Annotated in this window: 19 protein-coding genes and 1 tRNA gene; 3 read left to right on the top strand and 17 right to left on the bottom strand. The window is 67.1% G+C overall.

Features of this window, described 5'->3' with window-relative positions:
* Window positions 1-27 precede the first annotated feature (27 nt).
* The gene (locus AC3RCC_RS11140; RefSeq protein WP_492258444.1) at window positions 28-1608 is read right to left on the bottom strand and encodes an aldehyde dehydrogenase family protein; all 1581 of its coding nucleotides are present in this window, start codon (window positions 1606-1608) and stop codon (window positions 28-30) included.
* 524 nt (window positions 1609-2132) lie between these two features.
* Between AC3RCC_RS11140 and AC3RCC_RS11135 the strand changes: the two genes are divergently transcribed.
* Window positions 2133-2297 carry a hypothetical protein gene (locus AC3RCC_RS11135; RefSeq protein ID WP_291635925.1) on the top strand — a complete coding sequence of 55 codons (165 nt, stop codon included), beginning with the start codon at window positions 2133-2135 and terminating at the stop codon, window positions 2295-2297.
* A gap of 609 nt (window positions 2298-2906) precedes the next feature.
* On the opposite strand, the gene AC3RCC_RS11130 is transcribed toward AC3RCC_RS11135, so the two are convergent.
* The 3 genes from AC3RCC_RS11130 to phhA all read right to left on the bottom strand — a co-directional run bounded on the left by AC3RCC_RS11130 (window position 2907) and on the right by phhA (window position 5706).
* Window positions 2907-2982: transfer RNA gene (locus tag AC3RCC_RS11130), tRNA-Lys, on the bottom strand.
* Window positions 2983-3183: 201 nt separating this feature from the next.
* Window positions 3184-4461 carry a solute carrier family 23 protein gene (locus AC3RCC_RS11125; RefSeq protein ID WP_492258443.1) on the bottom strand — a complete coding sequence of 426 codons (1278 nt, stop codon included), beginning with the start codon at window positions 4459-4461 and terminating at the stop codon, window positions 3184-3186.
* 381 nt (window positions 4462-4842) lie between these two features.
* Window positions 4843-5706, bottom strand: a complete 864-nt coding sequence (gene phhA / locus AC3RCC_RS11120; protein WP_492258442.1) for a phenylalanine 4-monooxygenase — start codon at window positions 5704-5706, stop codon at window positions 4843-4845.
* Window positions 5707-5828: 122 nt separating this feature from the next.
* Here phhA and AC3RCC_RS11115 point away from each other — a divergent pair, with 122 nt between their 5' ends.
* Window positions 5829-6311: an Lrp/AsnC family transcriptional regulator gene (locus tag AC3RCC_RS11115; RefSeq protein ID WP_291635921.1), complete on the top strand. Its 483-nt coding sequence runs from the start codon at window positions 5829-5831 to the stop codon at window positions 6309-6311.
* A 25-nt stretch (window positions 6312-6336) separates the two neighbouring features.
* Here AC3RCC_RS11115 and AC3RCC_RS11110 read toward each other — a convergent pair whose 3' ends face one another.
* The 3 genes from AC3RCC_RS11110 to AC3RCC_RS11100 all read right to left on the bottom strand — a co-directional run bounded on the left by AC3RCC_RS11110 (window position 6337) and on the right by AC3RCC_RS11100 (window position 11337).
* Window positions 6337-8847: a tetratricopeptide repeat protein gene (locus tag AC3RCC_RS11110; protein WP_492258441.1), complete on the bottom strand. Its 2511-nt coding sequence runs from the start codon at window positions 8845-8847 to the stop codon at window positions 6337-6339.
* Window positions 8848-9006: 159 nt separating this feature from the next.
* The gene (locus AC3RCC_RS11105; RefSeq protein ID WP_291635919.1) at window positions 9007-10569 is read right to left on the bottom strand and encodes a 2-isopropylmalate synthase; all 1563 of its coding nucleotides are present in this window, start codon (window positions 10567-10569) and stop codon (window positions 9007-9009) included.
* Between the two features lie 285 nt (window positions 10570-10854).
* Window positions 10855-11337: a hypothetical protein gene (locus tag AC3RCC_RS11100; RefSeq protein ID WP_492258440.1), complete on the bottom strand. Its 483-nt coding sequence runs from the start codon at window positions 11335-11337 to the stop codon at window positions 10855-10857.
* Between the two features lie 111 nt (window positions 11338-11448).
* On the opposite strand from AC3RCC_RS11100, the gene AC3RCC_RS11095 reads away from it, so the two are divergent.
* Window positions 11449-11778 carry a hypothetical protein gene (locus tag AC3RCC_RS11095; RefSeq protein WP_291635917.1) on the top strand — a complete coding sequence of 110 codons (330 nt, stop codon included), beginning with the start codon at window positions 11449-11451 and terminating at the stop codon, window positions 11776-11778.
* A gap of 117 nt (window positions 11779-11895) precedes the next feature.
* Here the strand turns inward: AC3RCC_RS11095 and AC3RCC_RS11090 are convergent, their stop codons facing one another.
* The 10 genes from AC3RCC_RS11090 to AC3RCC_RS11045 form a co-directional block, all read right to left on the bottom strand.
* A complete protein-coding gene (locus tag AC3RCC_RS11090; RefSeq protein ID WP_492258439.1) occupies window positions 11896-13968 on the bottom strand; it encodes a M3 family metallopeptidase in 2073 nt (690 codons plus the stop codon).
* Window positions 13969-14048: 80 nt separating this feature from the next.
* Window positions 14049-14768: an NUDIX hydrolase gene (locus AC3RCC_RS11085; RefSeq protein WP_492258438.1), complete on the bottom strand. Its 720-nt coding sequence runs from the start codon at window positions 14766-14768 to the stop codon at window positions 14049-14051.
* Between the two features lie 13 nt (window positions 14769-14781).
* On the bottom strand, window positions 14782-15687 hold the full coding sequence (locus AC3RCC_RS11080; RefSeq protein WP_492258437.1) for a PhzF family phenazine biosynthesis protein: 906 nt from the start codon (window positions 15685-15687) through the stop codon (window positions 14782-14784).
* The gene (locus tag AC3RCC_RS11075; RefSeq protein ID WP_291635913.1) at window positions 15684-16811 is read right to left on the bottom strand and encodes an endonuclease/exonuclease/phosphatase family protein; all 1128 of its coding nucleotides are present in this window, start codon (window positions 16809-16811) and stop codon (window positions 15684-15686) included. The genes AC3RCC_RS11080 and AC3RCC_RS11075 overlap by 4 nt, the downstream gene beginning before the upstream one ends.
* Before the next feature lie 4 nt (window positions 16812-16815).
* Window positions 16816-17664, bottom strand: a complete 849-nt coding sequence (pdxY, locus tag AC3RCC_RS11070; protein WP_291647044.1) for a pyridoxal kinase PdxY — start codon at window positions 17662-17664, stop codon at window positions 16816-16818.
* A gap of 94 nt (window positions 17665-17758) precedes the next feature.
* On the bottom strand, window positions 17759-18163 hold the full coding sequence (locus AC3RCC_RS11065) for a nuclear transport factor 2 family protein (protein WP_492258436.1): 405 nt from the start codon (window positions 18161-18163) through the stop codon (window positions 17759-17761).
* A gap of 92 nt (window positions 18164-18255) precedes the next feature.
* Entirely contained in the window at window positions 18256-19308 is a 1053-nt protein-coding gene (locus tag AC3RCC_RS11060; RefSeq protein WP_492258435.1) for a sensor histidine kinase, read from the bottom strand.
* A 156-nt stretch (window positions 19309-19464) separates the two neighbouring features.
* A complete protein-coding gene (locus AC3RCC_RS11055; protein WP_492258434.1) occupies window positions 19465-20481 on the bottom strand; it encodes an ABC transporter substrate-binding protein in 1017 nt (338 codons plus the stop codon).
* Between the two features lie 138 nt (window positions 20482-20619).
* Entirely contained in the window at window positions 20620-21408 is a 789-nt protein-coding gene (locus AC3RCC_RS11050) for an ABC transporter permease (protein ID WP_291635906.1), read from the bottom strand.
* The gene (locus AC3RCC_RS11045; RefSeq protein WP_492258433.1) at window positions 21405-22280 is read right to left on the bottom strand and encodes an ABC transporter ATP-binding protein; all 876 of its coding nucleotides are present in this window, start codon (window positions 22278-22280) and stop codon (window positions 21405-21407) included. Before AC3RCC_RS11045 ends, AC3RCC_RS11050 begins: the two co-directional genes overlap by 4 nt.
* Between the last annotated feature and the right edge of the window lie 79 nt (window positions 22281-22359).

Raw genomic sequence — 22359 nt, 5'->3', positions numbered from 1 at the left:
CGAACGGGCGCGCGGCGATCTAGCCCGTCATTTTCCGCTGCCGGAGCGCATGATGGTCCGGCTCTGTTCGCGCATGAACTGCGGCACATAATAGGGGCCGAGCCCGCCCTTGCCGGCGACACCCGAGCCCTTCCAGCCGCAGAAGGTCTGCACGCCGGGCCAGGCGCCGGTGGTCGCGCCGCTGGCGCGGTTGGCATAGAGCGCTCCCGCCTCGGCCCGATCGAGGAAGAGCTCGAGCTCCGCCTCGTCGGTCGCATAGGCGCCCGCCGTCAGGCCGTAGAGGACGTCGTTGCCGTCGGCGATCGCATCCTCCAGCCGGTCATAGGGCTGCACCGAGAGGAAGGGCAGGAACAGTTCGTCCTTGTTCAGCCTGTGGCCCGGGGCAAGCCCTTCGACGATCGTCGGCTGCAGATAGGCGCCGCCATCATGGACGCCGCCGGAGAGCCGCGCCCCGCCAAAGCGGATCTTTCCGTCGCGCCCGGCTTCCTCGCAGGCTTTCCGGTAGCGCGTCGCGGCGTTCTCGTCGATCACCGGACCCATGAACACGTCGGGCTGCAGCGGCGGGGCGATCTTCAGGGCGGCCGTGCGCTCGACCAGCCGTCGCATGAAGTCGTCATAGACAGCCCGCGCGACATAGACCTTGGAGCCCGACGAGCATTTCTGGCCCTGCAGTCCGAAGGCCGAACGCATCACGCCTTCGGCCGCAACATCCAGTTCGGCGCTGGCGGTCACATAACTCGGATTCTTGCCGCCCATCTCGATGATCACCGGACGGTTGAACGGCCCGGCCGCGACGCTGCGCAGGATTTTCGTTCCCACCGCATGCGAGCCGATGAAGGCATAGCCGGCGACATCCGGATGATCGACCAAAGCCTGGCCGGTGACGGCCCCGCCGCAGACGAGGTTGAGCACCCCGGCGGGAAGCCCGGCCTCCTCGCACAGCCGGGCGAGCCAGCCGCCGGTCAATCCCGCAAAGGGGCTCGGCTTGAGCACGACCGCATTGCCGGCGACCAAGGCCCCGGTCAGCATGCCGATGCCGAGCGCAACCGGGAAGTTGAACGGCACGATGACCGCGAAGACGCCGTAGGGGCGCAGCACATCCGAGGTTTCCTCGATCGCGACGGCCCGCTGCAATGGCCGCCGGAAACCGTCATTGCGCTCCATCTCGTCGCAATAATAGCGCACGAGATCGACGGCTTCCTCGACCTCGCCCATCGCCTCGCCAAAGGATTTTCCGACCTCGCGCAGGCAGGCGGCAGCGACCGCGAACTTATGGGCTTCCAGCCGCTCCGCGACGCGCCGGAGCAGAGCCACACGCTCCTGCCATGGCGTCGCGGCCCAGCCGCGACAGGCCTGGCGTGCCGCTGCCACGGCCCGACCGACCTCTGCCGGCCCAGCTTCGACGAAGCGGCCCAGCAACTTGCCGTCGATCGGGCTGCGCGCCTCGTATTGCGTACCGGCCTGGTCCCATGCGCCGCCGATCAGGTTGGGATGGAGTTCCGCCGGCGCTGCCAGCGCCGTCTCGATACTGGTGGAGAGTCGCGCGAACACCGCGCTGAAATCCACGCCGATATTGGAATAGGTCACCCGAGGCAGCGAACTCGCCATCGATCAGTCTCCCGAAAGGCCATGACTGGCATCCGGATCAAGCTCGCCCGGCGCCGCCATGAACAAAAGATCGCACAGGAAGATTTCGACTGTCAAACCTGATTATACTTGACTCCACAACATCTAAACTGAAGCTACATCAATAAAATAGCAACACTCAAGAAAACAACAATGACGCCACCACGTCTCGATTGAAGATCGAGGCTTTTACACCCCTCCGTCTTGCCCTGATAACAAGTCGCTGCCGTGCCATCAGACCAGCGCCATAGGAGCGCTGAATCGCGGAGGCTGGCGCGCAGCGAGCCTCCGCACAGGAGAGAGAGCGGCACGAGACTCGCCGTCTTGTCGGGAGTCCGTCCGCAGGGTGGCCGTCACGGGCCCGGCCATCGGCGGCGCTTTCCGTCGGCGCTGGCGTTCATCACCCGAATGGGGGTTGCTGCGGCGATTGCCGCAGGCCCTAAAGGGATGAGGCATGCCGAAAGCTGAAGCTGTTGAACGATCAGATGGGGCCGAAGGCGGGAGGCGTGTTCGCTCCCAATCCGATGCTGCTCGTCTTCCTCGATCTGTCGATCGAGGAGATCGACATCTTGTGTCGCGTTCCGACCGAGCCCCCTGCCGAGTTCACCCCGGAGGACGGGCGGACATCCGAAAGCGGCTGGCTTGCAAGCCTCCTGGCGTCGCGGAAATAACCGGCGCGCCGGCGGGCGAGAGATCTGCCCACACGGAAACGCCGCGCATCCTCTCGGAGGCGAACTGGCGATCCAGCCCCTTATCCATGTCGCGGTTTCAGGGTCCCTTCGGACGGCGGCTCCGTGATGCCTTCTCCTTTACGGCCGCCAAGCAGCCTTCATAAAACGACTGCCTCCAGACGACCACCGGGCATTCGGCGCTCTTTCGGAGCCCCTTACTGTAAGCCCAGTTATAGCCTACCTGGTGCTCGGAGCAGTCAGAGGAGCATTGATAACCCTTGAAGCTGGCGGCAGCAGCGCTACCGCTCGCAATCGCCATGAGCACGACGGCAATAAGGTACATGGTGTTGTCCCGATCTGACAAATGGATGCTTCCGACAATCAGAAGACAAAATCGGGTATCGCAAGGCAATAGCGCTTCCACGCAGCCAGGCCCGCGCCGCCATCTGCAGCCCGGCTTCCCTGCACGACAACCGCCGGCGCTTTTTGGATTTCACGGAGGATCGGACGAAGCAGAGAAGGCGGCGCACAGATACCGAGCGTCACGCCACAAATGCAATGCTTCTTGAAAACGCCAGACGGCCCTAGCCGCCTAGGCTTTTGAGATCGTGGTGGGTGATGTAGGGCTCGAACCTACGACCCGCTGATTAAGAGTCAGCTGCTCTACCAACTGAGCTAATCACCCATACGCCACGAAGACGTCGTCGGCGAGGCGTGGACCGCGTCCCGACAGGCGGCGATGTAGCAAACACCCCCTGCCCTGTCCACCCGTCTACGACAGAAATATGCAAACTTCTTTGAAGAGCTCCGGCACGCCTTGGGGACGAGTCCGCCAGATGGCACGTCGGAGCGATTTTTTGGCCGTTTTCGGCTGCTTTCTCAGTGTTCAGGCAGTCTTCCGGCGATCCAGAAGATGATAGAGCGCGATGGCCGCGAAGGTCGCCGTGCCGATGCCACCGAGCTCATAGCCGAAGATCGGCAGCTTCAGGTCGCCGGCACCGAGAATCAGCGCGGTCGCGACGGTGAGCAGATTCTTCGGATCGGCGAAGTTCACCTTGTTCTCGACCCAGATCCGGCCGGCAGTCGCCGCGATCAGGCCGAAGACGACGACCGCGAGCCCCCCCAGCACCGCGACGGGGATCGTGCCGATCACCGCGCCGAACTTTGGCGAGAAGCCGAGCAGCAGCGCGATCACGCCGGCAGCGACGAAGACCAGCGTCGAGTAGACCCGCGTCACCGCCATCACGCCCATGTTCTCGGCATAGGTGGTGACGCCGGTGCCGCCGCCCGAGCCTGCGATCATCGTGCCGACGCCGTCGGCGAAGAAGCCGCGCCCGATCAGGTTGTCGAGATTGCGCCCGGTCATCACCGAGATGCCTTTGATGTGCCCGAGATTCTCGGCGACCAGAATGATCGCGACCGGCACGATTAGGGCGATCGCCTTGGGCTCGAAGACCGGCGCGACGAAGTTCGGCAGCCCGAACCAAGCGGCGGCAGCGACCTTGCCGAAATCGATCGGCGGCGCGCCGAAGGCGGAAGCCGTCGCGGAATAGAGGATATAGGCGGCAAGGCCGCCGATCAGAACGGGCAGCCGCTGGGCCAGGCCGCGACCATAGACGGCGATCATGGCGACCGCGACCACGGTGAACAGCGCGACCCATTTGGTGTAGGGGCTGGCCGAGATCATGTTGATCGCGACCGCGGTCAGATTGAGACCGATCGCGGCGACCACCGCGCCGGTGACGACCGGCGGCAGCAGCTTCTCGATCCAGCGCGTGCCGACCCCCTTCACGATCAGGCCGATCAGCGCATAGACGGCGCCGCAGGCGATGATACCGCCGAGCGCCACAGGCAGGTTGAGATTGGGACCGGAGCCGGAATAGCCGGTGGCGGCGATGACGACGCCGATGAAGGCGAAGGAGGAGCCGAGATAGCTCGGCAGCCGCCCGCCGGTGATGACGAAGAACAGCAGCGTCGCGATGCCCGAGAAGAAGATCGCGACATTGGGGTCGAACCCCATCAGGATCGGCGCCAGCACCGTCGAGCCGAACATGGCGACGACATGCTGCAAGCCGGCGATCACGGTCTGCCCGGTCGGCAGGCGCTCGTCCGGCATCACGTCGCCGGAGGTCTTCAAAGTCCAGTTCGGAAAATAGCCAGCCATCTCGCCCGCTCCCAGCCATCGCGCCCGCGCGCACCGGGAGGCAATAGTGGCAAGAATCAGGCCGGCGCCAAGCGAGCGGCCGGCGCCGTCCACCGCAAACAGGGCGCACTGTCACAAAACCAGCCGAAAACCCGGCCCCCGCCCGGGCAGTTCCGAGGGCGCCGGCTCAAAGGCTGCTTCAGCGAGCGCAGAACCGCTCCGGCCCTGTCGTCATTCCGGGCAAGTCGCGTAGCGGCGCAGACCCGGATTCCATCGCAGAGCACCGGAGACCTTCGATGGTTTCCGGCGTTCCGCTTCGCTCCAGCCGGAATGACGGCGCAGATCGAAGGGAGCCCCCCGCTCGACTGCCCGGTCGGGCACTCCGAATAACGCCATTGCTGATCAGGCCGCCGGCCGCCTTTGCCGATCATCGGCCGTGACCAGCCTGTCGCCTGCGATAACGGCCTCGGCCCCGAGATCGGGCAGTGCCCGCGCCTGCACCATCGCCTGCTCCAGCGGCTCCGGGGCGAGGTCGGGCATCGCCTCGAAGCCCGGCAGGACGAAATAGCTCTGCTGGAAGTCGTCGATCTTGTAGCGCGTCCGCATCACCCGGACCGGATCGAAACGGATGCGGTTGGGCTTGGCGCTCTCCAGCGCATAGAGCGTTTCGCCGGGCGAGGAGGCGATGCCGGCGCCGAAGATGCGCAGGCCCGCCTCCGTCTCGATCAGCCCGAACTCGACGCTGTACCAGTAGAGCCGCGCCAGCCGCGCCAGATCGGCCGGATCGGCATAGCGCAAACCGGCCGCACCATAGGCCGCGACGAAATCGGCGTAGGAGCGGTTCATCAGCAGCGGCACATGGCCGAAGATGTCGTGGAAGATGTCCGGCTCCTCGATATAGTCGAACTCCTCCGGCCGCCTGATCCAGAACCCCGCCGGAAACCGGCGTGCGGCGAGATGGGTGAAGAAGACCCGGTCTGGTACCAAGCCCGGCACCGCGACCACCTCCCAGCCGGTCGCTGCTTTGAGGACGCGGTTGATCTCGCGGAAATCCGGGATCGCATCGGCGGCGATGCCGAGTGCCGTGAGTCCGGCGAAGAACGGCTCGCAGACCCGGCCCTGAAGCAGATCATGCTGGCGCCGGTAGAGCCGGGCCCAAGTGCCATGGTCGGCGCCACTGTAGCGGTCGAAGCCCTGATCGACGACGAAATCGGCCGGAACCTGGTCAGGCCTCAAGCCCGAGCGGCTGAGCGGGTCGGTTGTCATGGCGCATCTCCCAATGCTGCCCCATATTGCGCCGCTCCTCCAGTCACATCCTGACTTTCTGTTGCGCGTCAGCGCGGAGATGCGTCAGAATATGCGCACCGACTTCGCCAAGAGGTCCGATCATGCCCCATCCGGCGAATTTCTCGTCACGCCTCGACGCGACCGACCGGCGCATCCTGCGCGCCTTGCAGCGCAATGGACGGCTGACCAATGCCGCCCTCGCCGAGGAAATCGGCATGGCCCCCTCGCCTTGCCTGCGTCGCCTGAGGGCGCTGGAGGAAGACGGCGTGATCGCCGGCTATCGGGCGCTGATCGACCGCCGCAGGCTCGGCCACGGCGTCGAGGCCTATGCCCTGGTCAAGCTCGCCCAATCCGATCCGGATTGGCGTACCCGGCTGATCGAGCAGTTGCAGGCTTTCGACGAGGTCATCTCCTGCCAGGCGATGACCGGCGAATGCGACCTGCTCGTCCACATCGTCGCCAGCGACATCGAAGCCTATGGCGAATTCGCCATGCAGCGCCTGCTGACGCTTCCCGGCGTCGCCGATATGCGCTCCTCCTTCGTGCTGGCGACGATCAAGCCGGATCGCGGCTGGCCGATCTGAGAGGCGGCCCGCGCCCGCCACCGTCTCAGGGCGTCACACCATAGGCGCGATAGCGCTCCCCGGCGCTGCCATCGAGCGCGCGCGCCCGAGCGAAATCGGACGCCGCCTCGGCCTCGTCACCGCGGCGCTGATGGGCGATCGCCCGGCCATACCAGGCCTGTCCCAATCGGGCGTCCAGCGAGAGCGCCCGGTCATAATCGGCGATGGCGCCGTCGAGATCGCCGCGCTTGAGCTGGACCAGCGCGCGCGTATGCAAGACGCCGCTCTGGTTCGGCGCAAGCCGCAGCGCCTCCTCGCAATCCGGCAGGGCACCTGCCACCTGCCCGCTGACCGCGCGGATCAGACAGCGCATGTTCCAGAAACCGGCCTGCTCGGGATAGCGCGTGATCAGCCGGCCGAGCTCGTCGATGGCCAGGCTCGGCTGCTCGGCGCTGACCAGCGCCTGGGTCAGGCCGAGCGCGACGTCGATACGGTTCGGCGCCAGCGCCAGCGCTTCGCGATAATCGGCGATCGCGGCCTCGGGCTCGCCGAGCGCCACCCGGATCCCGGCCCGCGAGAGCCAGCCATCGGCATCGCTGCGGTCGATACGGAGCGCCGCGTCGAAATCGCCGAGCGCGCGCTGGAACTGGCGGAAACGCTGCAGGAGCTGGCCGCGATTGAGCAGTGTGGCATGATTGGCGGGCGCAACCGCGAGCACATCGTCATAGGCTTTCAAGGCCGCCGCGCCCTGCCCGCGCGCCTCCAATGCACGGGCCCGCTGGAACAGCGCCTCGACCGAGCGCGGCGCCCGCAACAGCGCCGTTTCGGCGTCGGCTAGGGCATCCGCGAAGGCACCCTCGCGGAAACGCAGCCGCGCGCGCAGTATCAATGCGACAGGGTGGCCGGGGTCGAGCCCGAGCGCCGTCGCGATATCCTCCCGCGCCTGCGTTTCGCGTTGTGGCTGGCCGATACCGAATTGCGCGCGGCGCACGAGGCGCTGCAGGTCGAGCCGGTCGACCGCCAGAGCCGCATCGAGCTCGGCAAGCTCGTTCCGGCCGGATGGGGCGGGCGGCGTGCGGGCGGCGCTGTAGGCGAGCCAGAAGGCCTCGCGTTCCCGCCCGAACTGGATCTTGGCCGCATGGACGAAGGCGGCCAGGCGCATCGGCCAGGCCTCGATGGAACGTCCGAGCGCCGGAAGCAGCGCCTCCCGCCGCGCGATCGCGCCTTCATGCGACGGGTCGAGCGCCAGCACCGCACCATAGGCCGCCAGCGCCGCCAGCCTCTCGCCGAGCATCTCCTCGGCCAGCGCCAGGCCGAAGCGCAGCGCCACGTCCTTCGGATCCGCGCGCAAGGCGGCCTCATAGGCTTTCCTGGCCGACTCCGCCCGCCCCGACGCCAGCAGCGCATCGGCGCGCAGCGCGTTCCAGCCGGAAGCATCGGGACCGGGGCCGGCCAGGGCGAGATCGCGCAGCGCCTCGACATTGCGACCGAGCGACAGCAGCAGGCGGGCGCGATTGCGCAGGCCGTTGCCGTCTCGCGGCGCCAGCACCAGCGCCCGATCGAGATCGGCCAGCGCCTCGGCCTGCCGCCCCTGCTCGATCAGCAGCAGAGCGCGGTTGTTGAAGGCGAAGACCGTCTCCGGATAGGCGGCGATCAGCGTGCCATAGGCCGAGATCGCCTGGAGCGGCCTGCCGCTGCGTTGCAGCACCAGAGCGCGACGCGCCAGGGCGGTCTCGTTGCGCGGCTCGAGCCGCAGCGCCTGCTCATAATTCGCGAGCGCCGCCTCCATCTGCCGCAGGGATTCGAAGGCCCGGCCGCGCTCGACCCAGCCCCGCGCCACCGCCGGTTCGAGACGCAGGGCGCGCTCGAACGCCTGGACCGCCTCGGCCGGACGCCCCAGTGCGGACAAGGACAGACCGCGGCGATAGTGATGCGAGGCGACCGCGGGCTCGATCTCGAGCGCCATGTCGAGATCCTCCAGAGCAGCTTCGTCCTCACCGATGCGCTGCAGGAGCCGCGCCCGCGCCAGCCGCGCCCAGGCGCTGGACGGATCGAGCCGCAGGCCGTGATCGAGATCCTTGCGCGCCCCGGCAAGGTCACCGCGTCGCTCGCGCAGATTGGCCCGGTCGACCAGCAGGCTGGCGGTCGCCTGACCGGCCTCGAGACCTGAGGCGAGTATTGCTTCGGCCTCGCGATGCCGGCCGAGCTCGGAGAGCACCGCCGCCCGCCCGCGCAGCGCGGCGAGATGGCCGGCATTGATCCGCAACGCAGTTTCGAAAGCGCGCAACGCCGCTTGCCTGCGGCCCCGCCCCTGCTCCAGCCAGCCGCGGCTGGCGAGCAGATCCGCCCGGTCGGCACGGCCTAGCTCGACCTGCAGGGCAGCGTCGCAGGCGCTCCGGCGCTCCGCGTCCGGCGCCTCGATCTCGCCCATGCAGATCTGCGCATATTCCTCGGACTGCGCGACCGGGGATGCCGGCGGCAACGCCGTATGGGCCGTTGCCGGAGCGGCCTGAAACAGGGCGAGCGCGCCCAAGAGAACAAGGCGTCGCGACGTCATGGGCAACTAGGTCTCGCGATGGCCCCCCGCAGCATGAGAGCTGCATCCGTTTCGCGAATCCAGAATTTGTTCCCGGTCCCGGCCAGAAAAAAGGCCGGTGTGCCGCGCCGGTCACAGCGCGGCACACCGGCCCTGAGAACATGCCCTCGGCGGGGCGGCCTATTCGGCCGCGGCCTGCGCGTGCGTCCGCGCGCCGCGCGCGATCAGCTTGTTCAACGCCACCAGATAGGCCTTGGCCGAGGCGACCAGCGTATCGGGATCGGCGCCGCGACCGGTGACGGAAGCGCCGTCCTGCGACAACCGCACCGAGACCTCGGCCTGCGCATCCGTGCCCTCGGTCACGGCGTGGACATCATAGAGCTCCAGGCGCGCCTCATGCGGCACGATCGCCTTGATCGCATTGAAGACGGCGTCGATCGGCCCGTTGCCCTCGGCCTCCTCGGTGACGGCGCGACCTTCGACATCGAGCTTCATCAGCGCGCGCTGCGGCCCGCGCGTCCCGGCAATGACGGTCAAAGAGAGCAGCTTCACGCGGTCATGGGCGGTGGCGATGTTCTCGTCGACCAGCGCCTCGATATCCTCGTCGTAGACATGCTTCTTGCGGTCGGCCAGCGCCTTGAAGCGGGTGAAGGCGTCTTCCATCTGGTTGTCGCCGAGATCGTAGCCCATCTCCTTCAGCTTGGAGCGGAAGGCGGCACGGCCGGAGTGCTTGCCCATCACCAGCGAGGTCTTGGTCACGCCGACCGATTCCGGCGTCATGATCTCGTAGGTCTGCTGATGCTTCAGCATGCCGTCCTGATGGATGCCGCTCTCATGGGCGAAGGCGTTCCGGCCGACGATCGCCTTGTTGTACTGCACCGGGAAGGAGCAGGCGGTCGAGACCGCCTTGGAGGCGCGGGTCAGCATGCTCGCCTCGATGCCGGTATCGTAGGGCAGCACGTCGCCGCGCACCCGCAGCGCCATGACGATCTCCTCCAGCGCGGCATTGCCGGCACGCTCGCCGATGCCGTTGATGGTGCATTCGACCTGGCGGGCACCGCCCTCGATCGCCGCCAGCGAATTGGCGACGGCGAGGCCGAGATCATTGTGGCAATGCGCCGAGAAGATCGCCTTGTCGGCGTTCGGCACGCGCTCGCGGATCTGGCGGAACATATCGCGGTATTCGTCCGGCGTCGCATAGCCGACCGTGTCCGGCAGGTTGATCGTCGTCGCGCCGGCCTTGATCGCCGTCTCGACCGCCCGGCACAGATAGTCGATCGGCGTGCGGGTCGCGTCCATGCCCGACCATTCGACGTCCTCGACCAGGTTGCGGGCCTGCGTCACCGTCTTGGTGATGATCTCCAGCACCTCGTCCTCGGTCTTGCGCATCTGGTGCTGCAGATGGATCGGCGAGGTCGAGACGAAGGTGTGGATGCGCGGCTTCACGGCATGGCGTACCGCCTCGCCGGCGCGGGCGATGTCGGCGGTGATGGCGCGGGCGAGCCCGGCCACGGTGGCGCGCTTGATCCGGCGGGCGATCTCGGAGACCGCCTCGAAATCGCCATCGGAGGCGATCGGGAATCCGGCCTCGATCACGTCGACGCCCATCGCGTCCAGCACGTCGGCAACCTCGAGCTTCTCCTCGAAGGTCATGGTCGCGCCGGGGCACTGCTCGCCATCGCGCAGGGTGGTGTCGAAGATCAGGACGCGATCCTTCGACGAAGCATTATTGGAGACGGTCATGCTGCTGTTCCTTGGCTCGGAACGCGCCGCTATGCGAGATATCCGGCGCGGAGGGTCTGGATTTCGGTTCTCGTCACTCCCCTGAGCGCCCAGGCATGCATGCCCGGCCGGCCCTCAGGGGCTGATAAGGAGAAGAAGCTGACCAAGAACGAGGGAAGCGCGCATGCCGTCGCTCCGCGCGGTCGCGCGGTCGGTCTTCAGGGCATGGGTGGCGGATGCGGCCACGGGCGTTCCTCTTCGAATGAGGCTGTGTAACCGATTTCCGGGCCGCTGTGCAAGGCGCGATCAGCGGCTCGCGCCAGCCTTCTCCTTCAAGGTCCGCAATCCGGCCAGCGGAGCCGGCCAGAGCTGCAGCCGGTAGAAGTCGTCGCCGTCGAGCCCGTCCTCGCTCAGGCTGTCGAGGCCCGAATAGGAGACTCGCAGCCGATAGGGGCCGGGCGCGAGCGAAATCCGCGCCGCCTCCGGCAACGCATCCGTACAGCCGAGAATCGCGATCCGGCCCGAACGCACCGTGAGGGAGCATTCGTTGACCAGGTCCCACTCATGGAAATCATCCTCCGGCTCGTCAGCGTGGATCGTCAGCGCGACCGGTACCGACATGTTGCGCACCGTCCCGATCCCGACGCTGCAATCGCCGGCAGCGATCAGGCGCTCGACCGCCTCATCGGTCCAGAGCGGACCGAAATCCTCATTGGCCGCCTCGTCCTGGACGAAGAACTGGAAATAGTCGGCGAAGACGGCGAGCACGATCTGGGCTTCGATGGTCATGGCGGCAGCATCCGGCAATCCGGTGACGAGACTGTGTCCACAGGCCGCTCATGATTGGCTGGCGGCACGGAATCGGTCATGCTCGCGGCCGATCCCGCTTCGGAGCCGACCATGCGCGCTGGACTTCTCGCAACCGCCCTTTGCCTAGCGCTCGCCGCCTGCCAGAGCGCCGGCCCGCCGCCGGCCCCCTCGCCGGAGCAGGCGCCGACCGGCGTGACCCCGAACACCTTCCGCATGCCGACCGGCAGCGGCTGCGGCGGCGAGATCGAGCGCTTCCAGGCGGTGGTCGACAACGACGTCCAGACCGGCCACACCACCCGCAACGTCCATGTCCGCGTCAGCGCCGAGATCGAGAAGGCCCGCGCCACCTGTTCGGGCGGCAACGAGGCCGGGGCGCTGTCCCAGCTGCGCGCGACCAAGTCGAAATTCGGCTATCCGTGAGAACACCCGCCGTCATGCTCGCCCGTGCGGCGAGCATGACGGCTTGAGCAGCGACACGCGACCAGCAAAGACGCGGATGGTCGGGACAAGCCCGACCATGACGCCCCGAGTTCCCGACTATCCCGCCAGTCCGCGCTTCTCGAGCAGGGCGTCCGGCGTCGGCAGCCGGCCCCGGAACAGCGTGTAGGCCTCGGCCGGGTCGCGCGTATCGCCGGCCGAATAGATGTAGCGCCGCAGCTTCCCGGCCACTTCCGGCGCGAAGACATCGCCCGCCTCGATGAAGGCGTTGAAGGCGTCAGCGTCCATCACCTCGGACCAGAGATAGCTGTAATAGCCCGCCGAATAGCCGTCGCCCGAGAAGACATGGCTGAAATGCGGGGTGCGGTGGCGCATGGTGATCTCGCCGGGCATGCCGATCCGGGCAAGCTCTGCCGCCTCGAAGGCGAGCGGATCGACCTCTGCCGGCAGCTCCAGCGAGTGGAAGGCGAGGTCGACCAGCGCCGACGAGGTGTATTCCACCGTGGCGAAGCCCTGGTTGAAGGTTTGAGCCTTCCGGATCCTTTCGATCAGCGCGTCGGGGATCGGCTCGCCGGTCTCGGCATGCAGGCAGAAGCGCTGCATCACCTCTCTGGTCAGGAACCAATGCTCATAGAGCTGCGAGGGCAGTTCGACGAAATCGCGGGAGACCGAGGTTCCCGCCAGCGAGCCATAGGTCACGTCCGAGAGCAGGCCGTGCAAAGCGTGCCCGAACTCGTGGAACAGCGTGCGGGCGTCGTCGATCGAGAGCAGCGCCGGCTTGCCCTCCGCCGGCTTGGCGAAATTGCAGACATTGACGATGATCGGCCGGACCTCGCCGTCGAGATTGCGCTGGCCGCGATAGGCGCTCATCCAGGCGCCCGAACGCTTCGAGGCACGGGCGAAATAATCGCCGAGGAAGAGCCCGATATGCCGGCCGCTCGCCGCCTCCGTGACATCCCAGATGCGGACGTCGGGATGGTAGCCGGCGAGGTCCTTGCGCTCGGCGAAGGCGAGCCCGAAGAGCTTGCCGGCGGTGTCGAAGGCCGCGGCGATGATGCGGTCGAGCTGGAGATAGGGTTTCAGCACCGCCTCGTCGAGCGCATAGGTCTTCTGCCGCACCTTCTCCGAGTAATAGCGCCAGTCCGAAGGGCGGATCGGGCCGTTCTCGCCCTCCTCCCGGGCGAGTGCCGCGAGGTCGGCGGCCTCCTGCGCGGCGCGCGCCTTGGCCGGTTTCCAGACCAGCTCCAGCAGTTCGCGCACGCGCGCCGGCGTCTTCGCCATGCTGTCGTCGAGCTTGAAATCGGCGAAGGTGGCAAAGCCGAGCAGGCGCGCCTTCGCGGCCCGCAGCTTGACCATCTCGGCGACGATGGCGCGGTTGTCGGTCTCGCCGCCATTCTCGCCGCGCCTGCTCCAGGCGGCGAAGCTCTCCTCGCGCAGATCACGTCGCTTCGAGAAGGTCAGGAAAGGCTCGATCACCGAACGTGACAAGGTCACCGCATGCTTGCCTGCCTCGCCGCGATCGGTCGCGGCCCGGGCCATCGCCGCGACGACGAAGGGCGGCAGACCGACGAGATCGGCCTCGTTCTCCAGCACCAGCGCATAGCCCGCCTCGTCCTTGAGCAGGTTCTGGCCGAAGCTGGTGCCCAGCATGGCGAGCCGCTCGTTGATCGCCGCGAGCCGCGCCTTGTCCTCGGGCCCGAGCTGCGCGCCGGCGCGGACGAAGCCGCGATGCGTGCGCTCCAGCAAGCGCATCTGCTCGGCGTCGAGGCCGAGGCTCTCGCGCCGACGGAAAACCGCCTCGACCCGCGCGAACAGCCCCTCGTCCATCATGATCATGGACCAGTGACGCGACATCACCGGCGACATCTCGCGTTCGATCGCCTGCAAAGCCTCGTTCGTGTCCGCCCCGGCGAGATTGTAGAAGACGCCGCCGAGCCGGCTCAGCCCGCGGGCCGAACGCTCCAGCGCCTCGATCGTATTCGCGAAATCGGGTTCCGCCTTCTCGGCCTTGATCGCCTCGATCTCGGCCCGGTGCCTGTCCAGTGCCGCCGGATAGGCCTCATGGATATGCTCCGGGCGGATCTCGGCGAAGGGCGGCAAACCGAAAGGCGTCTCCCAGACCTGCGCGAAGGGATTGCCGGCCGGCAGGTTCAGGGCTTCGGATGCGGTCATGAACGGGTCTTTCAGCGCTTCTGCATCGATCGAAAGGAAAGCTCGCCCGGGCGCGGCAGGGCCGCGCCTCCCAGGGCGGATCAGTCCCGCCCGAAGATATGGGCGAGATAGGCGATCATGAAGGGGGGCATGTCATGCTCGCCGCAATCGGCCAGTTCGCGGACGATCACCATGTCGGCGAGCTCCGGCTCCTGCTGCGCGGCGATGCGCTCCAAGATCAGCGCCCGTGCCGCCTCGGCCGGCAGATCGATCCGAACCGGGCGCATGAAGGCGACGCGGCCGGGCACGATCACCGCGTCCCAGCTCTCCGCCACCGCGATCTCGTCAAGCGAAAGCCCGGTCTCCTCGCAGAGCTCGCGGGTGACGCTGCCGGCGAGATCGAGCGTGCCATCGGGCAGGATGTCGTCCGCATCGGGCGTGCCGGCCGCGAAGTAGACCTTGCCGGCATTGGCGGTGTGCTCGCCCATCCGGCCGAGGAGGAAGCCGCCATCGGCCGCGCGCAGCGCCGCCATGCCGAAACCGTTACGGACCGCCGGAGGCGGCAGTCCGAAGCTCCGCCAGGCCAGGAGCGCCGCATAATCGGCACCGAAATAGCCGGCATGGAAGACCCCGTCCTCGATCGCGCCGCGATGCTGCAGCAGGACGCGGCCATTGAACATCGCCGGCTTGTCCGCGCTCAGACTGCGCCAATGCTCGGCGATCTCGGCGGCTCGCTCGCTGGCGAAGCTCCATTCATAGGGCTCTACCCGGGCTTCGACCCCCCGGAGCGCGATAATATTGCCATCCTCGACGCCGTTCACCGCCCCGGTCTCCTCACAGCAGCTGTCCCTCGCTCATCACCACCGCCATCCCGCCGATCGTCGCCGAGACCAGCGTGCCGTCGACGACCGTCAACCCGAGCTCGATCTGCGAGGGTCGGCCGATCTCATAGCCCTGCTCGATCACCAGGCGATGCTCGCCATCCCCCGGCCTCTCGAAGCGCATCACCGCCCCTGCGAATGCAGCGACGGCCGAGCCGGTGGCCGGATCCTCGACGACCCCCATGCCTGGTGCGAACATGCGCGCATGGAAATGATGGCCCGCTTCGGCCGTCTCGCGGCAATAGGCGAAGGCGTTCTCTTGGCCCACCGGTCGCATCGCCTGCGACCAGAGGCTGGTATCGAGGCGGATTTCCGCGAGCGCCTTGCGGGTCGCCACCGGCACCAATGTGAAGCCGAGCCCGGCCGAGAACACACTGGGCACATGCGCGTCGAAGCCGATATCGCGCCGGTCGAGCCCCAGCGCTCCGGCGAGCAGCGGCAGGGCCGCGGCCGACTCGACCTCCTCCGGCAGGCGCGGCAAGGTGAAGGTGGCGTAGCCCGAGCGCGCCGTACCGCAGCCCACGGCGCAGGGCACGACACCGACCTTCTCCTCCAGAACGAGCAGCGCCGCGGGTCGGCCCTCGGCAGCGTCACGCAGGGCCAGCAGCACCGCGGTGCCGACGGTCGGATGTCCGGCGAAGGGCAGCTCGCGCTCCGGCGTGAAGATGCGCAGCGCAGCCCGGTGCGCAGGATCGGTCGGCGGCAGGACGAAGACCGTCTCCGAAAGATTGAACTCGCGCGCGATCGCCTGCATCGCCGCGACGTCGAGTCCGTCGGCGTCGAGCACGACCGCCAGCGGATTGCCGGCATGCGGGCGAGCAGCGAAGACGTCGAGCGTGACGAAGCGGCGCTGCATCATGACCTTCCTTGGGCTTTCGGGATCGTCAGCTCGATCGTCAGGGGACAATGATCCGAGGCCTTGGGCCGATCCCAGCCGACGCGCGGATAGCGATCATTGGTCAGGGCCAGCTTGCCCATCGAACGATCGGCCTCGCGCGGGTCGAGCGGCACACGATAAGGCAGGCCGCGCCGGATCAGCTGGATGACGGGCTTCGGATTGGCCGCGGCCAAGGCCGGCGACAGCAGGATATGGTCGAGCGGCATGTGGCTCTCGAGCAGCTTCTGCTGCGCGTCCGACCAGTAGCGCCGGAAATGCGTCCAGCGCTCATGCTCGGGCAGGCTCGTCATCGGATCGACGGCGAAATCCTCCAGCAGCGGCTCGAGACCGCTATCGCCCTCGTCGACCGGCTCCGCCAAAGGCCCGAGCCCGATGCGATAGCCGTTGAGATCGCCGAGGATCGCCCAATTCGCCTGCCGCCAGCCGGCGCCGAAACGCTCCTGCACGAGGCGCCGCACCGCCAGCGCTTCAGCCCGGCGGATCGGCAGCGTCGCTTGCCTGCCATCGTCGCGGCCATTGTTCATCGACTTGAAATGGCAGCCGAACAGGGTCAGTTCGCGGTCGCCGAAATCGAGCGCGATCACCAGGCAATCGCGCGCGAAGACCCGATCGCCCGGGCGGATGCCGAAAGCCGCGACCGCCGGCGAAAAGGCCCCGGCCTCGGCGAAGCTGAGCTCGCGATAGGAGTGGACCGAAACCTGCGAGGGCGCCAACAGGTCGCGCCGGGCGGCGAAGCCGATATCGATGCTGCGGCGGTCATTGCCGTCGATCAGCGTGAAATGCCCATAGCGGTGATCGGCGATGCGATGGACATAGTTGGCGAAGAAGGCCTGCAGGCTGGCGAGCGAATCGACCTCCTGCAGCATCCAGAGATCGGCATTGGCCTCGGCGAGGGCGAGCGCCGTCATCTGGCGCTTGTCGTCTTCCAGCGCGACCGCGAGCGAACGCTCGACCGCATCGCGCTCATCGGCACGCGGGAAATTGAACAAGGACATCGCCGCCGCCGTCTCGGTGCGGCCGCCAGCCTCGAAGCGGTGGCGCGTCAGCAGGTTCTCGACGTTGAAGGTGCCGAGGCGAAGCCGCATGCGTTCAGACCGCCTCGGGCGTGAACTGGTGCGAGGGCGCCACGAACTCGTCCTGCGCCGCGACTGTCAGGATCTCGCGCGAGCCGGCATCCTTGGTGCGCTTGAGCAGCCCGTAGATCGAGGACGAGGCCTTGGCGAGCGCGCTCGCCGCCGAGCCGTCGCGCAGATAGTGGACATAGAACAAGGCCGCGATGGCATCGCCGGCGCCGTTGACGCTGATGTCGATCTTCGGCGTGCGCACCCGGAACGCCCCCTGCGCATCGGCGGCCATCAGGTCGATCGCATCGTCCGGTGTCTCGTCGGTGATCAGCGAGGTGACCAGCACGACCTTCGGCCCGGCATCGCGCAGCGCCTCGACGGCACGGTGGGCGTCGCCGATATTGCGAACCTCGACATCGGTCAGCAATTCCAGCTCGAACTGGTTCGGGGTCACGATATCGGCGGCCGGCACCGCCTGCTCGCGCATGAATTCGGGAATCCCCGGCCGCACGAAGATGCCGCGCCCGACATCGCCGATCACCGGATCGCAGCAATACATCGCCTTGGGATTGGCGACCCGCACGCGCTCGACGGCCGAGAGGATGGCATGGCCGATATCGGCCGAGCCCATATAGCCGGAGAGCACGCCATCGCAGGTGGGCAGCACGCCGCGCTCGGCGATTCCCTCGACCACCTCGTCGATCATGCCGCCATCGAAGACCCGGCCCTTCCAGTCGCCGTAGCCGGTATGGTTCGAGAACTGCACGGTATGGATCGGCCAGACCTCGACGCCGAGGCGCTGCATGCAGAAGGCGGCGGAGGCGTTGCCGACATGGCCATAGGCGACATGCGACTGGATCGAGAGGATGTTCATGGGCACGACAGGTTCGTGGCAGGAGGGCATGGTCTAGCGCCTTCCCCGGCCCCGTCGCAAATCGAAAGCGATCTTGCGGGTGCCTGCACGCCCCTCACGCCGACAATCTGGCCACGCCGGCCGTGTCGGTGAACTGCGTCACGCTGGTCAGCTTGCCGTCGGCGAAAGTGAACAGGTCGATGATCTCGAAGGAGCCGGTGCGGCCGCTCGGCAGGCATCGGACATCGGCCCGCCAGTGCAGCGTTGCCCGATCGCCGTCGACCATCAGCGCGAGCTCCTCGATGTTGCTGAAGACATAGGTGGCGATCAGCGCGGCCATCTGCGCACGTACGGCGGCATGCCCCTGCGGCTGGACGAAGACGTCGGAAGCGGTGGGGCCGCCCGCGAGGCGATAGCTGCACTGCTCGTGGAAATAGCCCATCAGCTCATCGAGGTCGCCGCGATGGCGGGCCGCGTAAGCGCTTCTGATCAGTTCGGCGACGGCGGCGTGCTCGCCCATGGCACATTCCCAAACGTCAGGACGATACTCTGCTCCGAGCGCCGCGGAGAGTCCAGTTCCGGGTCCGGCGCCGGGACAGCGCTGCCACCCGCTCAGTTCGCGTGGACCGGCTCGGCATTTGCGATCGCCGACATCGTCGTCTCCAGCGCGTAGCGCAGGCCCTCCTGCCGATAATCCAGCGAGACCCTGCCCTGGAAATCCAGCGCCACCACCCGCTCGAGCAGCCGCGACCCGAAGCCCTTGCGTGCCGGCGCATTCACCGGTGGCCCGCCGCTCTCGCTCCACCCGAAGGCGAAAAGCTCCTCGCTTTCCGGCGAACCGATTCGCCAGGAGATCGCGACCTGGCCGCCCTCACCCGACAGTGCACCGTATTTGATGGCATTGGTCGCGAGTTCGTTGATCGCCAGCGCCAGCGTCAGGGACTGCTTGGCCCCGAGCTCCAGGGCCGGGCCGCTGAGCAGGACGCGCCCTGCAGCGATGCGGTGCGGCGCCAGGGCGCCTTCGATCACCGCGCGGATCGGCGCGCCGCTCCAGCTCGACTGGGTCAGGATCGTATGCGCTTCGCCGAGCGCGGCGACCCGCTCGCCGAAGGTTACCTGCGCCTCGTCGAGCGAGCTCGCCGAGCGGAAGGTCTGGTTGGCGACCGCACCGATCATCGCCAGCACATTCTTCATCCGGTGAGCCAGCTCGGCGTTGAGCAGGCGCGAATTGCGCTCCGACTGCATCTTGGCGGTGGTCTCGACGACCGTATCGATCATCCCGAGGACAGCGCCGTTCTCGTCGCGGATCGGGCTGTAGCAGAAGGTGAACCAGGCGCGCTCGGGATGACCATAACGGTCGATGACGAGCGGGAAATCCTCGATGAAAGTCGCCTCGCCAGCATAGGCCTTTTCGACCAGTGGACCGATCTGCGGCCAGACCTCGGCCCAGACCTCGCTGAACGGCTTGCCGAGCGCCGGCGGCTTATCCCCCAGGATCGGCCGGAAGGCGTCGTTGTAGATGGTGATGAGGTCGGGACCCCAGACGATGCATTTCGGGAAATGCGAATTGACCATCATCCCGACCGCCACCCGCAATGCGGCGGGCCAGTTCTCCGGCGGCCCGAGCGTCGTCGTCCAGTCATGAGCTGCGATGGCCGCCGCCATCGCGCCGCCACCATCGAGAAACCGCGTGCCGCTGTTCAAATATCACCTGGAGCGGCGACCTGCGTCGCCGAAGGGAGAGCTTCTTCCCTATTGAAAGCATCGCGTGACCGGCGGCAAGCGACTTCCCGCTCGCCGCCGGTGACGATGCCTATCGGATCAGGAACCCGCCCCGGCCTTCTTGGCGAAGCTGTCGATGAAGGTCTTGTTCAGGTCGACATCCGACTTCGCCAGCTCGGGATCGAGCAGCTTGAGCGAATCATACATGCTCTTCATCGCATCAGGCGTCGAGATGCCGGTGCGCGAATAGCTCTCCAGCGAGTTCTTGACCGCGCGCAGATAGAGCGGCTTGTCGCCGAGATGGTATTCGGCCGGGACGAGATCGGCGACGTCCTCGGGCTTAGCCGTCTCCAGCCATTTCAGCGACTTCATCAGCGCGTTGACCAGCTTCTGCGTGGTCACCGGGTTCTTCTCGGCGAAGTCGGCCTTGAGATAGAGCACCGCGGCCGGATTGGCGCCGCCGAACAGGCCCTTCGTGCCGGCCTCGGTGCGCGTATCGATCAGCGTCGTGATGTCGCCATCGGCCTCCAGCTTGGAGATCACCGGGTCGAGATGCGAGATCAGGTCGACCTGTCCCTGCTTCATCGCCGCGACCGCGCTGGCGCCACCGCCGACACCGATGATCGGCGCATCCGTCGCCTTCAGCCCGGCCTTGACCATGGCGTATTGCGCGGTCAGCGCCGTCGAGGACCCCGGCGCGGTGACGCCGATCTTCAGGCCCTTGAAATCGGCGGCCGACTTGACCTTGCCGGCCAGGTCCTTGCGCGCCGCGATGACGATGCCCGGGAAGCGGCCGAGTTCGATCACCGCGCGGATGTCCTGGCCCTTGGCCTGCATCCGGATGGTATGCTCATACGCGCCGGTGACGACGTCGACCGAGCCGCCGACCAGGGCCTGCAGCGACTTGGCACCGCCGCCGAAATCATTGATCTCGACGTCGAGCCCCTGCTCCTTGAAGTAGCCCTTCTTCTCGGCCACCGTCAGCGGCAGATAATAGAGCAGCGGCTTGCCGCCGACGCCGAGCGTCAGCTTCGGCTTCTCGGCGTTCTGGGCGAAGGCCGGCGTGGAGAATACCGCCAGTGCCAGGCCGGCAGCGATCAGATGTCTGCGGTTCATTTGGTTTCCTTCCCTGCCAAATCTTCTTGTCCGGCCGGAGCTTTTTGCGACCCCGCCCCTTGTCCAAAACCTAGGCCGCGGTCACGCAGCGTGCAATTCCCGAAGGCCACCGGCCCTTCGTCTCGCCTCCGTCTCCGTTCAGGTCGTCGTCGAACTCTGCCCGGGGCGCCAGACCAGGAGCCGGTTCTCGACCATGGTCACCAGCGAGTCGATCAGGATCACGAACAGCGCCAGGATCAGCATGCCCGAGAACACCCCGGTGACGTCGAAGACGCTCTCGGCCTCGTGGATCTTGTAGCCGAGCCCGGCCGAGGAGCCGAGATATTCGCCGACCACCGCGCCGACCAGCGCGAAGCCGACCGAGGTGTGCAGGGAGGAGAACATCCAGGTCAGGGCCGAGGGCCAATAGACATGGCGGAAGAGCTGGCGCTCGTTCATGCCGAGCATGCGGGCATTGGCGAGCACGGTCGGTGAGACCTCCTTCACGCCCTGGTAGACGTTGAAGAAGACGATGAAGAACACCAGCGTGAAGCCGAGCGCCACCTTCGACCAGATGCCGAGCCCGAACCAGAGCGCGAAGATCGGCGCCAGCACGACGCGCGGCAGGGCGTTCGCCGCCTTGATATAGGGATCGAACACCGCCGCCAGCAGCGCATTCCTGGCGAAGGCGAAGCCGAAGAAGACGCCGGCGGCCGAGCCGATGACGAAGGCGAGCACGGTCTCGGTCAGGGTGATGCTGAGATGCCAGTAGATCTCGGCGCCGGTGAGCTGCTTCCAGGTCCGCGCCAGCACGTCGAACGGCGTCGAAAAGAAGAAGCGGATCGTCTTGACGTCGCCGAAGATCGGGAAATTGCTGATCACGTGCCAGATCGCCAGGACGACGACCATCACCAGGATCTGCAGCAAGAGCAGCTTGAGTCGGCTCACGGGTTTCCCTCCCCGACCAGTTCCTTGCCCTCGCCCATGGCATAGGCTTTCTGCACCTCGATCCTCAGCGACGACCAGATGTCGCGATGGATCTCATGGAAGGCCTTCTCCAGCCTGATCTCGGCGATGTCGCGCGGCCGCGGCAGCGGCACCTTGTAGTCGGCGACGATGCCGGCGGCAGGGCCGGCCGACATCACCACGACCCGGTCGGAAAGCGCGATCGCCTCCTCGAGATCGTGGGTGACGAAGATCAGCGCCTTGCGATCCCGCGACCAGAGGTCGAGCAGGAGGTTGCCCATGATCTGGCGGGTCTGCGCATCGAGCGGGCCGAACGGCTCGTCCATCAAGAGGATCTCGGGGTCGCGGATCAGCATCTGCGCCAGCGCCACGCGCTTGCGCTGGCCTCCCGACAACATGTGCGGGTAGCGCTCGGTGAAGGCGCGCAGGCCGACGCGGGCCAGCCAGTCGCGGGCCCGCTTGTCGGCTTCGGCGTCGGAGACGCCCATCGGCTCCAGCGCCACCTTGACGTTGTCGAGCGCCGTCTTCCACGGCATCAGCGCGTCCTGTTGGAAGAGATAGCCGGCGCGCCGGTTGAGCCCGACGAGCGACTTGCCGAAGATGTCGACCTTGCCGGCGGAGGGGGTCAGCAGCCCGGCAGCGGCGTTGAGCAGGGTCGACTTGCCGCAGCCGGTCGGTCCGACCACCGAGACGAACTCGCCGCTGGCGACGCTGAGGTCGATCGCCTTCACCGCCTGGTAGCGCGTCCCGCCCTTGAGATGGAAGGTGATGTCCAGCCCGCTCAGGCGGACCGCTGGTGCCGAGGCGGCACTCCCCGCGCCCGCCGCACCCGGCGGGCTGTCTTCAGACTGCATCAGTGTCGTTTCCCCCGCCGAGTACAGCGCCGCGCCTTGCAGGCACCGGCTGCCCCGGTCGATTTTTCCCGTCGGCGGC

This window comes from Allobosea sp. GW823-FHT01F03, assembly GCF_058798075.1.
This window is presented reverse-complemented; position numbering and strand designations above follow the sequence as displayed.